Genomic DNA, 14,049 nt, shown 5'->3' on the forward strand with positions numbered 1-14,049 from the left:
TGATGTTATCAAAATGCATAAGAGGCGCTCACATTTTTATATGTTTTAACTTGTGTTTGTCTGCGTTTTTTTTTCTAATCGGGGATACCTGCTTTTGGCGTTGTTTATGGATGAACTTAGCGTCGTAGTATTTTTATATAAAATTAACAAATAAGACGGGGTACATAAATGTATCATCTTGATGTTTATGGCACGCTGGTTGCGGCCACTTTGGTTCTCTTGATCGGACGTAAACTAGTGAAATCTGTTCCTTTTTTAGAACGGTATACGATCCCAGAACCTGTTGCAGGTGGGCTACTTGTTGCAGTTCTTCTATTAGCATCTAAATCTTTTATGGATTGGGAAGTCAGTTTTGATCTCTCACTTAAAGATCCATTAATGCTAGCCTTCTTTGCAACAATTGGTTTAAACGCGAACCTTGCAAGCTTAAAAGCGGGAGGAAAAGCGCTTTTTATTTTCGTCTTCGTTGTTGTTGGGTTGTTATTAGTGCAAAACACGGTCGGTATTGCATTGGCGAAAATGTTAGGCCTTGATCCTCTTATGGGATTATTGGCTGGTTCTATTACATTATCGGGTGGTCATGGTACAGGGGCTGCTTGGGGTAAAACGTTCGTTGAAAGTTATGGTTTCATGAGTGCGTCTGAAGTCGCAATGGCGTGTGCAACCTTTGGTTTGGTTTTAGGTGGATTGATTGGTGGCCCAGTTGCGCGTTACTTAATCAAAAATATTCCAACACCAGGAATTGGTGCTGATGATCATGAAATGCCAACAGCCTTTGAGAAACCCACTACAGGTAGAATGATTACTTCAATGGTATTGTTAGAAACTATTGCGATGATCTCTATCTGTTTAATGGCCGGTACGTTCCTTTCTCAATTGTTAGAAGGCACGGCATTCTCACTACCAACCTTTGTGTGTGTTCTGTTTATTGGTGTTATTTTAAGTAATAGCCTTTCAATGCTTGGGTTCTACCGTGTTTTTGATAGAGCGGTGTCAGTTTTAGGTAACGTGAGTTTATCGTTATTCTTAGCAATGGCATTAATGAGCCTGAAATTATGGGAACTGGCTTCACTGGCGATCCCAATGCTGGTTATCCTTGGTGTTCAAGCAGGTGTAATGGCACTTTATGCAATTTTTGTCACTTTCCGTGTCATGGGTAAAAACTACGATGCGGCGATTTTAGCAGCGGGTCACTGTGGTTTTGGTTTAGGAGCAACACCAACGGCGATTGCGAATATGCAAGCCGTTACAGATCGTTTTGGTCCTTCTCATCTTGCGTTCTTAGTAGTACCAATGGTAGGGGCATTCTTTATTGATATTGTGAATGCGATAGTGATCAAACTGTATCTACTATTGCCATTCTTTACGCCTATAGTTGCAGGATAGTTTGGTTGCTATAAATTAAAATAGCTTCAAAAACGTTAAAGAGCACCTCAATGTTGGATATCGGCATTGAGGTGTTTTTCTATGTGGTATGTAACTTACTAATATTTCAAGATCGACCTGAAGCGAGTTTAAACGCACGCTAAGCCATGTAAAAGAGTAACTTTAAGCTTGGCTGTATTGTGTTTTAGCAGGTAGCCAGCGTTCGATTAAGGCTTGAGAATGTTTAGGATAGTGTTGATGCAGGTAACGAGCGATACGCTGAACTTCAGGAACAAGTCCTTGGTCGCGCAATAAATCAGCGACTTTAAATTGTGCATTACCCGTTTGCTTGGTACCTAAAAGCTCACCAGGGCCACGGATCTCAAGATCTTTTTGTGCAATGACAAAGCCATCATTGCTATCCCTTAATACCTGCAATCGCAAACGTGCCGTTTGAGTGAGTGGTGTTTTATATAACAAGACACAATGAGAGGCGATTGCGCCTCGACCTACACGTCCACGTAGTTGGTGTAACTGTGCAAGGCCTAGCCGTTCTGGATTATCAATAATCATCAAACTGGCATTAGGCACATCAACGCCAACTTCAATCACTGTTGTTGCAACTAAAAGTTGGAGTTCATTTTCTTTAAATGCGGTCATTACGGCCTGTTTTTCTGCGGGCTTCATTCGCCCATGTACCAACCCTACTTTGATTTCAGGGAGTGCAATTGTAAGCTCATCATAGATAACTTGGGCTGCTTGCGCTTCAAGAACATCAGAATCTTCAATTAAGGTACATACCCAATAGGCTTGTCGCTTTTCTTCTGTGCAAGCCAACCTAATGCGTTCAATAATGTCATTACGGCGAGTATCAGGGATAGCGACAGTGGTAACAGGTGTGCGTCCCGGTGGTAATTCGTCGATGATAGAGGTGTCCATATCAGCGTAGGCTGTCATGGCTAATGTGCGAGGGATCGGCGTTGCTGTCATCACCAATTGATGGGGATGAAAGCCTTGCTCTTCGCCCTTTTTCCATAATGCGAGGCGTTGATGTACACCAAATCGGTGTTGTTCATCAATAATCACTAAGGCTAGAGAGTGGAATTTAACTTGTTCTTGGAAAATAGCGTGCGTTCCAATAATGATCGATACTTCACCATTCGCAATGGCGTTTTGCTGTGCCTCGCGAGCTTTCCCTTTCTGCTTTCCAGCCAACCAACCCACTTGGATACCAAAAGGCTCAAACCATTTTCTAAACGTCAATGCATGTTGTTCTGCTAATAATTCTGTTGGAGCCATTAACGCCACTTGCTTACCATTTGCAATAGTACGTAATGCACTTAATGCTGCAACTAGCGTTTTACCTGAACCTACATCTCCTTGGATTAATCGCATCATCGGATAGTTTTTTTCTAAATCTGTTTCTATCTCATTGACGACACGTTGTTGAGCATTTGTCGGGGTAAAAGGTAGCATTGCGAGAAATTGCTGGCGTAATGTGGAAGTGCTTGGCATAAACAGCGGTTCTGCACGATAAGATTGCGCACCAGCTCTGGCATTGAGCATACCTAGATTGTGGGCGAGTAACTCTTCAATAATGAGTCTTTTTTGAGCAGGGTGCTGTCCTTTTTCAAGCTGTGCAAAAGCGATATCAGGGGGAGGATTATGCAGTGTACGTAATGCGGTGGCTAATGGAGGTAAACCATGAATAAATTGATCGGGCAATAATTCATTAATAGCACAGGTATCAAGTAATTCTAACGCTTGCTCTATCAGTTTTCGCAATGATGTTTGGCGTAAGCCTTCGGTTGTTGAATAAATCGGGGTGAGTGTTTCTTGTAGTTTAACCTCAGCACCTGCCACTTTGATTTTATATTCAGGGTGGATAATTTCAGGGCCACGACTTCCTCGCTTTACTTCACCATAGGCGATGACTTGTTTACCTTGAGCAAGGTTATTTTTCATTGCAACTGTAAAGTTAAAAAAGCGAAGCGTTAAAATACCTGAGCCATCAGAAATTTGGCAGGTCATCATTTTTCGTCGACCAAAACTGACTTCAGTTCTTAATACTTCACCTGAAACAGTGGCAGGGATACCGGGAAGAAGATCGCTAATAGCATAGAGGTGCGTTTGATCTTCATAACGCAAAGGAAGGTGGAGTAACAAATCCTCAATAGTCACAAGCCCTATTTTTGCCAGCTTGTCTGCCTGACTTGCACCTACGCCGTGAAGAGTGGTTAAGGGGATTGCATCAAGCAGTTTTCCTTTCATGGGATCAATACTCCGTCTTTTTTAATTTCCTAAGTTGCTTTTGTGTCATTTGCATTTCTGCCCACCATGACTCAGGTGCTTCAATTTCACCACGATCATTAATGTATGGGCGAGGCAGGCCTTTTCGACGAGAAACTTCTGCCAATACTGGGTATCCACCTTCAAATAGCAGAATTTGTTGTTCTTCTTCTGTTAAGGTGCTCTCTGTTCGATTATACATACCCGCAGCCTGACGTTGGCGTTGTGCTTCATATAAAATTAAAGCACTGGCAACTGAAACATTCAGTGATTGCACCATCCCCATCATAGGAACAATGATATCTTGATCGGCAAGCGCTATCGCATCTTGTGAGATACCGGTTTTTTCCTGTCCCATAATAATACAAGTTGGGCGAGTGTAATCAATCTCACGAAAATCGACGGCTTTATCTGAGAGATGTGTCGCAAGAACTTGCATACCTTGAGTACGAAAGGCACCTACGGCATCAGTGATTGTGGGGTGTGTTTCTACATTAACCCAACTGTTACTTCCGGCTGCTGGTGATACGAGCATTCGCATTTTTTCTTCAGGCCAAATAGCATGAATTTTAGGAATACCCACGGCATCAGCTGTCCTTATAACAGCAGCCACATTATGGGATTTATGCACTTCTTCAAGGCAAATCGTCAGGTCAGGTTGCCGCATCGCCATCATTTGACAGATGCGGGCATATCGAATTGAATTCATGACTAGTTTTTATTACGGCTAACGCGCAGAACGTCTGGCATGATACGAAGTTTACGCATGATATTGGCTAATTGAATTCGGTCTTTTGCTGTTAAGCGAATAAAAGCACAATACACGCGACCATCTTTCTCTTCTGTATTCATACTTTGAATACTTGAATTTGCATCATTAATAGCTGCGGTTAAGTTTGCTAAAGCACCTTGGTGGTTAATCATATCGACTTTAATTTCAGTAATGAAATCGCTGTTGATCTCTTTGTCCCACTCGACAGGCATGAATTTTTCAGGCTCTTTTTGGTAACCACGAATATTACGACAAGACTCATGGTGAATAACTAAACCTTTACCCGGGCTAATATGTGCAACGATAGGATCTCCCGGAATAGGGCGACAACATTTAGCGAAGGAGATCAATACGCCATCAGCACCTTTAATTGGGAGTTTAGGTGGAGCATCATTGGTTGTTTCGGTTTGTGCGTTTTCATCTTGATTTTGACTATCAATCAATAAATTACGCGCAACAACAACGCTCATGGTATTACCTAAACCAATTTCAGCCATTAAGTCGTCGATTGAATGAAGTTTCATCCGTTTCAACTCACGCTCAATATTTTCTGCTGAAATATCAGCAAGCTTGTGCTCACTTAATGCGTGATTGAGTAAACGGCGACCTAAATTAATAGAGTCTTCACGTTTTAGGTTTTTCAGCAGTTGTCTAATTTTAGAGCGTGCTCTTGAACTGACGACAAAGTTTAGCCAAGCCGCATTTGGTCTTGCGCCTGGAGCAGTAATGATTTCAACCGTTTGTCCTGTGCGTAGCGATTGTGAAAGAGGATAAGGTTGTCTATCAACCCTTGCGCCCACGCAGGCATGGCCGATATCTGTGTGGACCGCATAAGCAAAATCGACAGGAGTCGCACCCGTTGGTAATTCAACAATGCGACCTTCTGGCGTGAAAACGTAGATTTCATCAGGAAAAAGATCGGATTTTACGTTTTCGATAAATTCAAATGAGCTACCCGCGCTTTGTTGCAATTCAAGTAGACTTTGCATCCAGCGTTGAGCTCTTACTTGTGCGGTTGTGCCCGGTTGTTCACCTTGCTCTTTATAAGCCCAATGCGCAGCAACCCCCATTTCAGCCATTTGATCCATATCTTCCGTACGAATTTGCACTTCAACGGGTACTCCATGAGGGCCAATTAGTGAGGTATGAAGAGATTGGTAGCCATTGGCTTTGGGGATGGCAATATAGTCTTTAACTCGACCGGGACGTGGTTTATAAAGACTGTGCATTTGCCCTAAAACCCGATAACAGGTATCGACTTCCTTCACAATAACGCGAAAGGCGTAAATATCCATGATCGAGTGAAAACGTTGCTCTTTTAACAACATTTTTCGATAGATAGAGTAAAGGTGTTTTTCGCGACCGTTAACTTTGCATTCGATATGCGCTTCCGTTAGGCGACCTTCAATTTCAGAGAGGATTTTATTAATCATCTCTTTACGATTGCCTCGAGCAGCTTTAACGACTTCTTTGATTACACGGTAACGATTAGGATGTAGCGCCTCGAAACCCAGCTCTTCAAGCTCTGTTTTGATATGGTGTATACCTAAACGGTGTGCAAGAGGACTGTAAATTTCGAGTGTTTCGCGAGCAATACGGCGACGTTTGTCTGGGCGTAATGATCCCAGAGTGCGCATATTGTGAGTTCGGTCTGCCAGTTTGATCAAAATGACGCGGATATCTTTTACCATCGCCATAATCATCTTACGGAAGTTTTCAGCCTGAGCCTCTTTTTTGTCTCTAAACTTCAATTTATCAAGTTTAGACACGCCTTCAACAAGATCGGCCACCGTACTACCAAATAGGTTTTCGATATCTTGGAAGGTTGCAGGAGTATCTTCGATAACATCATGCAATAGCGCCGCCATTAGCGTTTGGTGGTCTAATCGCATATCTGCAAGAATACACGCAACCGCAACAGGGTGAGTAATATAAGGCTCACCACTTGAACGAGTTTGCCCCTCGTGGGCATTTCGGGCGACGATAAAGGCTTTTTTAAGTTGTTCAACTTGCTCCGATGGCAAGTATTTTTGAACGATTTGATTCAGGCTTTCAAACAGGTACAAGGCAGACCTACCCCTATTTTATAAACGATTAACGACGACCTTCCGCAATCGCTGAAACAGCTTGTAATTCTGCTGCTTCTTGCTCTTGCTGCTCTTGACGTTCACGAGCATCAAGAATTTTACCGTTAATCAGGCCTTCTTCGATTTCACGTAGCGCGACAACAGTCATTTTATCATTTTCTTCTGGAACTAAAGGGTCTTTAGCGCCAACTTGTAGCTGACGCGCACGACGTGCTGCGACCAGAACAAGGTCAAAACGGTTACCAATTTTTTCTACAGCGTCTTGAACGGTTACGCGTGCCATATTTGTGTTACTCCACCATTAACGAAATGACTGGGCATAATACTGAAAGTTAACTCAGTCTGCCAATAATTTGCTGATTAAATCACCATGTCGTAGCGTTTGACGATCAAGGCGTAATTTTTCTGAACGAATAATTGATTGTAAATCAGCAAGCGCAGTATTGAAATCATCATTAATCAGCAAATAATCATACTCATTAAAATGTTCCATTTCCGATACAGCTTGTGACATACGTTTTGTAATCACTTCTTCGCTATCTTGGCCACGTCCACGAAGTCGGCGGTAAAGCTCTTCTTTTGACGGTGGCAGAATAAAAATACTGCGAGCTTCAGGCATCGCTTTACGCACTTGTTGTGCGCCTTGCCAATCAATATCTAAAAAGACATCAACACCACTGGCTAAAATTTCTTTGATAACTTTGCCTGATGTGCCGTAATAGTTACCAAAGACACAAGCATGTTCGAGGAAATCTCCGCTGTCTATCATGCTTTTAAATTCTTCTTCAGTAACAAAGAAGTAATGTTCACCATGGCTCTCTCCCGGTCGCATTGGGCGGGTTGTATGAGAGACAGAAACCTGCGTGTCATATAAAGGCTGTGTTTTTAACAGCGCTTGAATAAGACTTGATTTACCCGCACCGCTTGGGGCGGAAACAATATAAAGTGTTCCTTGGATCATGATGACTTTCTGAATTTGACTGGAGAATTAAGTATAAATACATGTTTAGGGAGTAAATCCCCCCATATAGTATACACATACAATGAATGACATACAGCGCCCATGTTTAATACAGAGCTATTTTTTTCTTATTACATTCTATTTTCTGAATATAGAAACAAGAGAAAAATTAAACTATGTCAATATTAACATACAATTAAAGGCTCAGTGATAGGAATTACCTTTTATCACAATAGCGAAAAGAGATTATATTTTGAGATACCCCACAGAATCAAAAAGAACCGCTGTCGTTAAAATAGCGATTCGTTAATCTTGATTCTCGTAATTAAAGACAGGTAGGCCCAATTTATAACGAATAGCGAGAAGTCGAGCTGTTAACCCAGCAATTAGGGTAATGATGATAATGACGTCTCTTGGTAACGGTGTATAAAACAGTAATCCCATATAAAGCCACGCAGCACCAAAAGCGATACCGGCATAAATTTCTTTTTGGAACACGAGAGGAATGGTATTACAAAGCATATCTCTTAATACACCGCCAAAAGCACCTGTAATCACTGCGGCAATAGCAGCAATAATTGGGCCATACTCCATATCGAGTGCGATTTGTGCGCCGATAATAGAGAAAACCATTAGACCGATGGCGTCTAGGATAAGAAAGAGTCGCTGTAAGTGTTTCATCATGGGAGCAACCCACATGGTGATAACAGCAGCACATGCAACAGTGACAATATATTCAGGATGTTTTACCCAACCGAGGGGGTAATGGCCCAGTAGAATGTCCCTGACAGAGCCACCACCAATGGCAGTTGCAGAGGCGATAATAATAACGCCAAAAACATCCATTTTACGACGACCAGCTGCAAGTGCACCGGTCATGGCTTCTGCAGTAATACCAATAATATAGAGAACACTAAGTAACATGATTTTCTAATTTTTTGACTATTTAGTGAGGGTAGAGTAATTACCTTGCGAAAAAGTCTCGACTGAATTTTTTTAGTGCCAGGTAAAATTAATTAGTTTTTATAATGTGGAAATTTATTTCCCGATAAGGATAAATATGTCTTTTCAGGAACACCAGATTACGTTTGATAGCCGTCATCATCAGTTAACCAATATAAATGTTTGGACGCCAGATAGCCAGTGGTTAGTCTATGATGTACGTCCCAATGGAGGATCTTTTACAGGTCTAACCATAGAAAAAATTCATGCGAAAACAAAACAGCAACAGATAATTTACACAGCAACACAAGGGGCACATGTTGGTGTGGCTACAGTATGCCCAATTGAGCCTGTGCGTTATGCTTTTATTCATGGACCTGAAAACCCAGATGATGAATGGCATTATGATTTTCATCATCGTCGCGGAGTGATTGTTGATGGATCAGAAAACAATCGTGCATTTAATATCGACGCTTGTTCGTTGACATCACCTTATCAGGCTGGTGCTTTACGTGGCGGTACGCATGTTCATGTTTTTAGTCCTGACGGCACGCGTTTAAGCTTTACATATAACGATCATATTATGCACGAACTGGGTGGCGAATATGATCAACGTAATGTGGCTGTTGCTGTGCCACTGAAAGCGATTAATGTTGTTAAAAAACACCCTCGTGAATATGACGGTGAATATTTTTGCACTGTCATAAGCCAAACTGTCGCTCATCCACAAAAGGGGAGCGATGAAATTAATAAAGCTTATGAAGAGTGTTGGGTTGGTACTCAGGGGTATACAAAGGCTGATGGTTCACAACAACGTTGGGCTATTGCATTTATTGGCGATACCGTCAGTGAAACGGGTGATAAAGTTTCTGATATTTTCTTAGTGGATTTACCGGATGATAATCAGGCTTTCAGTATTGAAGGTGATAAACCACTGGCAGGAACCGAGACAACAATGCCAGCAGTGGCTAAAGGTATTCATCAAGTTCGCCTAACAAATACCGCAAATAGAAAATATGCAGGTGTTTTAAATCAGCCTCGTCATTGGTTAAGAAGCTCCCCACAAGGTGATGCGATTGCTTTTTTAATGAAAGATGATAACGGTGTTGTGCAGTTATATACCGTCTCGCCAAGTACGAAAGAAATAAAGCAAGTTACCTCGCAGGATTGGGATATTCAGTCCGCCTTTACATGGAATAGTAACGGACAATATCTCACCTTTATTTGTGATAATAGTGTGATGTTATGTAATGCAAAAACGGGTGAACTAACGCGATTAACAGAAAAAACAGCACAAGCACCAAGTAGTGATGCTGTTGTATTCTCTCCTGATGATCAATATATCGCCTTTATGCGTGATGTTGATGGTTATCGTCAGATATTTACGGTAGAGACTGGATTGTAGTTATTATTCTAAAAATAGAGCCTGTATTATATAGGCTCTAAAAAATAGAATGAATTAGATTATAAGTGACTTTTTGAGCAATCAAATTTACACGTCTCAGTGTAGCTCCGTTGGGTTTAATTTCGTTCCGCTCCCATTTTGATACACTCTCTTTTGTCATATTGAGTATTAAAGCAAGAGACGATTGCGGAATATTATTTTGTTCGCGAATTCATTTTATATTTTCACCATTCATTGGAAAAAAACCGGCATTGCTTTCACAATGCCGGTTTTGTGTTTTTTTGTATTTCTACAATTTATTGTAAAACAGAAATATCCGCGACTTTTAAGAACAGTTCACGCAATTGACTTAACATGGTTAAACGGTTGATACGAACCGCTTCGTCTTCATCCATTACCATAACTTTATCAAAGAAGTTATTGACCACATCACGTAATGATGCCAGTTCAACTAAGGCTTCTTGGTATTTGCGCTCTGCAAATAATGGCGCCAACTTATCTTGTAATACAGAAAGATTCGCCGCTAATTGAACTTCTTCTGGTGCTTTTAAGACGGAAGCTAAAACCGTGTCGTTTAGTTTTACGTTAGCAGATTTTGCTAAGATATTAGAAACACGTTTATTCGCTTCTGCTAACGCAGCGGCTTCCTCTAATGTGCGGAAATAAGTTACCGCTTTAACGCGAGCATTGAAGTCTGCAGGTTGTGTTGGGCGACGTGCTAATACAGCTTGAATAGTATCAATGCTGTAACCCAATTCTTGATACCAAGAACGGAAACGACCTAACATAAATTCAACCACATCACTGACGACATTTTTATTTGTCAGTTTTTCGCCGTAAAGGCGAACGGCTTCTTGCGTTAATTCTTCAATATCTAGCGGTAAATCTTGCTCAACGATAATACGTAAAACACCCAATGATGCGCGACGTAGAGCAAATGGATCTTTGTCCCCTTTCGGATGTTGACCAATACCGAAAATACCCGCAAGGGTATCCATCTTCTCTGCAATAGCGAGGGCGCTAGCAACAGGATTAGACGGTAATTCATCACCTGCGAAACGAGGCTGATATTGTTCTTTCAATGCAACCGCAACTTCTTCGGCTTCACCATCATGACGTGCATAATGCATACCCATAACACCTTGGGTATCTGTGAATTCGAACACCATATTGGTCATTAAGTCACATTTTGACAGTAAACCTGCACGGGTTGCTTTATTAACATCAGTACCCATTTTACCTGCGATAAAGCCAGCTAATGCCTGAATACGGTCGGTTTTATCACGCAGTGTGCCTAAATCTTTCTGGAATAATACGGTTTCAAGGCGCGGCAAGTTATCTTCTAAACGTTGTTTACGGTCAGTTTTAAAGAAGAACTCAGCATCCGCTAAGCGAGGGCGTACCACTTTTTCGTTACCACTAATGATCTGTTGTGGATCCGAAGATTCAATATTAGTGACGAAAATAAAGTTAGGTAACAATCCACCTTGTTTATCATAAACAGGGAAGTATTTTTGGTCACCTTTCATGGTGTAAACCAGTGCTTCAGCAGGCACTTCAAGGAATTTTTCCTCAAATTTTGCTGTTAGTACAACTGGCCATTCAACCAATGAAGTGACTTCTTCCACTAAGCTATCGCTTAAATCTGCGATACCACCGAGTTTTTCAGCGGCAAGGCGAGCATCATGAAGAATAATTGATTTACGCGTTTCGTAATCAGCAATCACTTTTCCGCGTTCATAAAGAATTTCAGGATACTGATCTGCGTTATCAATAGTGAATTCAGCTTCACCCATAAAGCGATGACCACGAATAACGCGATCGCTTTGGATACCTAAAATTTCACCATCAATAACAGTATCACCTAATAATAAAGTGACGGTATGAACAGGACGTACAAAGTGAGTTTCTTTATCGCCCCAGCGCATTAATTTTGGAATTGGTAATTTTGATAATGCAGTGCTTACCATGCCAATCAGTAATTGGTTAACCGCTTCACCTTTTACTTCTGCACGATAAAATAACCATTCGCCTTTATCTGTTGATAAGCGTTCTGCTTGGTCAACAGTAATGCCATTGCCTCTTGCCCAACCTTCAGCCGCTTTGGTTGGTTTACCTTCAGCATCAAATGCTTGAGCAATTGCAGGGCCACGTTTTTCGATGGTTCTATCTGCTTGTGATTTCGCCATATTAGCGGCTTTAATGGCTAAACGGCGAGGTGCTGCAAACCAAGATACATCACCATGAGTGATATTGGCGTTGTCCAGCTCTGCAGTAAAATTAGCAGCAAAAGATTCGGCTAAAGAACGAAGCGCTTTCGGCGGTAATTCTTCTGTGCCGATTTCCACGAGGAAAGTCTCAGTTGTCATGATAGCCTCTTACTTTTTACACATAGGGAAACCAAGCGCTTCACGAGAAGCATAATATGCTTCAGCAACCGCTTTGGTTAAAGTACGGATACGTAAAATATAACGCTGACGCTCTGTTACAGAGATAGCTTTACGTGCATCCAATAGATTAAAAGTGTGTCCTGCTTTTAAAATACGTTCATAGGCAGGTAGAGGCAGAGGTTTTTCTAATTCTAACAACTCACGAGCTTCTTTTTCATATTGCTCAAAGCAAGAGAATAAGAAGTCTACATCTGCGTATTCAAAATTATAAGTTGATTGTTCAACTTCGTTTTGATGATAGATATCGCCATAGGTGGTTTTACCTAATGGGCCATCACACCAAACTAAGTCATAAACGCTATCAACACCTTGAATATACATGGCAAGACGTTCTAAGCCGTAAGTGATTTCACCTGTAACCGGTTTACACTCTAATCCACCCACTTGTTGGAAATAGGTAAACTGCGTGACTTCCATGCCGTTGAGCCAAACTTCCCAGCCTAAGCCCCAAGCACCCAGTGTTGGGTTTTCCCAGTTATCTTCCACAAAACGAATATCATGGATTGTAGGATCTAAACCTAACTCTCTTAATGAGCCAAGATAAAGCTCCTGAATATTATCAGGCGATGGCTTAATGATAACTTGGAATTGGTAATAGTGCTGTAAACGGTTAGGGTTTTCACCGTAACGTCCGTCTGTTGGACGACGTGAAGGCTGTACATAAGCCGCAGCGATAGGCTCTGGGCCTAATGCTCGTAAACAAGTCATTGGATGTGATGTGCCTGCGCCCACTTCCATATCTAATGGTTGGACAATGGTACAGCCCTGGCGAGCCCAGTAATCCTGTAGTGTCAGGATAAGACCTTGAAAGGTTTTGGTATCAAACTTTTGCATGTTATATCCGCATGGCGATACATAGAATAAAAAGAAAGGTTTCAGTATACCTTCTAGACGAAAGATATACAGCAAGGAATGCGGGCAATTTTCCCTCGATCAAAAAAATAATCCTTTAATTGACTTTATGACTATGCTCAAAGAATTAGATTGAATTTTTTTACCTATTTACATGTATATTTATACAGTATATAAGTGATGCTATTGAAAGTTATTGATAACAAGGAATGAGTGAATGAGTAAACAACGCTGCGATTGGGTAACCAATGATCCTGAATATTTGGCATATCACGATGATGAATGGGGAAAACCTGAACGAGATAAATACAAGCTTTTCGAAATGATTTGCCTTGAAGGCCAACAAGCTGGGCTATCTTGGTATACCGTACTCAAAAAAAGAGAAGGTTATCGTCGCTGTTTCTTTGGTTTTTCACCTGAAAAAATTGCCAAAATGACAGAGAAAGATGTCGAAGCTTTATTACAAGATCCCGCTATTATCCGTCATCAAGGAAAAATTAACGCCATTATTAATAACGCGCGTGTTTTTATGGCAATGGAAGGGCAAGGTGAGGATTTTAGCCAGTTTATTTGGCAATTTGTTGATAATAAGCCAATTGTTAATCAGTGGGATGATATATCCCAAGTACCTGCATCCACTGAAATCTCAGATAAAATGGCAAAAACGTTAAAGAAAAAAGGTTTTAAATTTGTTGGTACAACAACTTGCTACGCTTTTATGCAAGCTGTTGGTATGGTGAATGACCATATTCTCTCCTGTTTTTGTCGCCAAGAAGAGAGTGAAAACACCAATAAAAATTAAAATGTGGGTTGAGTTATCTTTAATTTAAGAAATTATTGGTTTTATATTTCAATATTTAAATCTGTATTAATATTCCTATTTTATCATTTCCATTATAACTATTGATGCAGATTAAAGCTCGCGG

General features: G+C 41.1%; 12 protein-coding genes. 3 read left to right on the forward strand and 9 right to left on the reverse strand.

Going from position 1 to position 14,049, the window contains the following annotated elements:
- Positions 1 to 168: 168 nt before the first annotated feature.
- On the forward strand, positions 169 to 1,386 hold the full coding sequence (gene gltS / locus GWI59_RS03715; protein ID WP_072064843.1) for a sodium/glutamate symporter: 1,218 nt from the start codon (positions 169 to 171) through the stop codon (positions 1,384 to 1,386).
- A gap of 162 nt (positions 1,387 to 1,548) precedes the next feature.
- On the opposite strand, the gene recG is transcribed toward gltS, so the two are convergent.
- From recG to GWI59_RS03745, 6 genes are all read right to left on the reverse strand, one after another.
- The gene (gene recG / locus GWI59_RS03720) at positions 1,549 to 3,636 is read right to left on the reverse strand and encodes an ATP-dependent DNA helicase RecG (protein ID WP_161723996.1); all 2,088 of its coding nucleotides are present in this window, start codon (positions 3,634 to 3,636) and stop codon (positions 1,549 to 1,551) included.
- A 4-nt stretch (positions 3,637 to 3,640) separates the two neighbouring features.
- Positions 3,641 to 4,363 (reverse strand): tRNA (guanosine(18)-2'-O)-methyltransferase TrmH, encoded by a 723-nt coding sequence (gene trmH / locus GWI59_RS03725; protein ID WP_109848001.1) that lies wholly within the window; start codon positions 4,361 to 4,363, stop codon positions 3,641 to 3,643.
- 2 nt (positions 4,364 to 4,365) lie between these two features.
- Positions 4,366 to 6,492, reverse strand: a complete 2,127-nt coding sequence (gene spoT / locus GWI59_RS03730) for a bifunctional GTP diphosphokinase/guanosine-3',5'-bis pyrophosphate 3'-pyrophosphohydrolase (RefSeq protein WP_161723998.1) — start codon at positions 6,490 to 6,492, stop codon at positions 4,366 to 4,368.
- Between the two features lie 28 nt (positions 6,493 to 6,520).
- The gene (rpoZ, locus tag GWI59_RS03735; RefSeq protein WP_006534607.1) at positions 6,521 to 6,796 is read right to left on the reverse strand and encodes a DNA-directed RNA polymerase subunit omega; all 276 of its coding nucleotides are present in this window, start codon (positions 6,794 to 6,796) and stop codon (positions 6,521 to 6,523) included.
- A 54-nt stretch (positions 6,797 to 6,850) separates the two neighbouring features.
- Positions 6,851 to 7,474 carry a guanylate kinase gene (gene gmk / locus GWI59_RS03740; protein ID WP_006534608.1) on the reverse strand — a complete coding sequence of 208 codons (624 nt, stop codon included), beginning with the start codon at positions 7,472 to 7,474 and terminating at the stop codon, positions 6,851 to 6,853.
- Between the two features lie 306 nt (positions 7,475 to 7,780).
- Positions 7,781 to 8,398: a trimeric intracellular cation channel family protein gene (locus GWI59_RS03745; RefSeq protein WP_006534609.1), complete on the reverse strand. Its 618-nt coding sequence runs from the start codon at positions 8,396 to 8,398 to the stop codon at positions 7,781 to 7,783.
- Positions 8,399 to 8,534: 136 nt separating this feature from the next.
- Between GWI59_RS03745 and GWI59_RS03750 the strand changes: the two genes are divergently transcribed.
- Positions 8,535 to 9,821: a DUF3748 domain-containing protein gene (locus tag GWI59_RS03750; protein WP_109848000.1), complete on the forward strand. Its 1,287-nt coding sequence runs from the start codon at positions 8,535 to 8,537 to the stop codon at positions 9,819 to 9,821.
- Positions 9,822 to 9,858: 37 nt separating this feature from the next.
- Here GWI59_RS03750 and GWI59_RS17580 read toward each other — a convergent pair whose 3' ends face one another.
- The 3 genes from GWI59_RS17580 to glyQ all read right to left on the reverse strand — a co-directional run bounded on the left by GWI59_RS17580 (position 9,859) and on the right by glyQ (position 13,105).
- Entirely contained in the window at positions 9,859 to 10,032 is a 174-nt protein-coding gene (locus GWI59_RS17580; protein WP_265820497.1) for a helix-turn-helix domain-containing protein, read from the reverse strand.
- A gap of 85 nt (positions 10,033 to 10,117) precedes the next feature.
- Positions 10,118 to 12,190, reverse strand: a complete 2,073-nt coding sequence (gene glyS, locus GWI59_RS03760) for a glycine--tRNA ligase subunit beta (RefSeq protein WP_161724000.1) — start codon at positions 12,188 to 12,190, stop codon at positions 10,118 to 10,120.
- A 9-nt stretch (positions 12,191 to 12,199) separates the two neighbouring features.
- Positions 12,200 to 13,105 (reverse strand): glycine--tRNA ligase subunit alpha, encoded by a 906-nt coding sequence (glyQ, locus tag GWI59_RS03765; protein WP_004246832.1) that lies wholly within the window; start codon positions 13,103 to 13,105, stop codon positions 12,200 to 12,202.
- Positions 13,106 to 13,340: 235 nt separating this feature from the next.
- On the opposite strand from glyQ, the gene GWI59_RS03770 reads away from it, so the two are divergent.
- On the forward strand, positions 13,341 to 13,925 hold the full coding sequence (locus GWI59_RS03770; protein WP_161724003.1) for a DNA-3-methyladenine glycosylase I: 585 nt from the start codon (positions 13,341 to 13,343) through the stop codon (positions 13,923 to 13,925).
- The last annotated feature ends 124 nt before the right edge of the window (positions 13,926 to 14,049 follow it).

The organism is Proteus sp. G2673 (assembly GCF_009915125.1).
Taxonomy (GTDB): Bacteria; Pseudomonadota; Gammaproteobacteria; order Enterobacterales; family Enterobacteriaceae; genus Proteus; species Proteus penneri.

Excerpts from the sequence above, each read along its gene's own strand:
- gltS (WP_072064843.1), top strand. The coding sequence starts at position 169 with ATGTATCATCTTGATGTTTATGGCACGCTGGTTGCGGCCACTTTGGTT.
- recG (WP_161723996.1), bottom strand. The coding sequence starts at position 3,636 with ATGAAAGGAAAACTGCTTGATGCAATCCCCTTAACCACTCTTCACGGC.
- trmH (WP_109848001.1), bottom strand. The coding sequence starts at position 4,363 with ATGAATTCAATTCGATATGCCCGCATCTGTCAAATGATGGCGATGCGG.
- rpoZ (WP_006534607.1), bottom strand. The coding sequence starts at position 6,796 with ATGGCACGCGTAACCGTTCAAGACGCTGTAGAAAAAATTGGTAACCGT.
- gmk (WP_006534608.1), bottom strand. The coding sequence starts at position 7,474 with ATGATCCAAGGAACACTTTATATTGTTTCCGCCCCAAGCGGTGCGGGT.
- GWI59_RS03745 (WP_006534609.1), bottom strand. The coding sequence starts at position 8,398 with ATGTTACTTAGTGTTCTCTATATTATTGGTATTACTGCAGAAGCCATG.
- GWI59_RS03750 (WP_109848000.1), top strand. The coding sequence starts at position 8,535 with ATGTCTTTTCAGGAACACCAGATTACGTTTGATAGCCGTCATCATCAG.
- glyS (WP_161724000.1), bottom strand. The coding sequence starts at position 12,190 with ATGACAACTGAGACTTTCCTCGTGGAAATCGGCACAGAAGAATTACCG.
- glyQ (WP_004246832.1), bottom strand. The coding sequence starts at position 13,105 with ATGCAAAAGTTTGATACCAAAACCTTTCAAGGTCTTATCCTGACACTA.
- GWI59_RS03770 (WP_161724003.1), top strand. The coding sequence starts at position 13,341 with ATGAGTAAACAACGCTGCGATTGGGTAACCAATGATCCTGAATATTTG.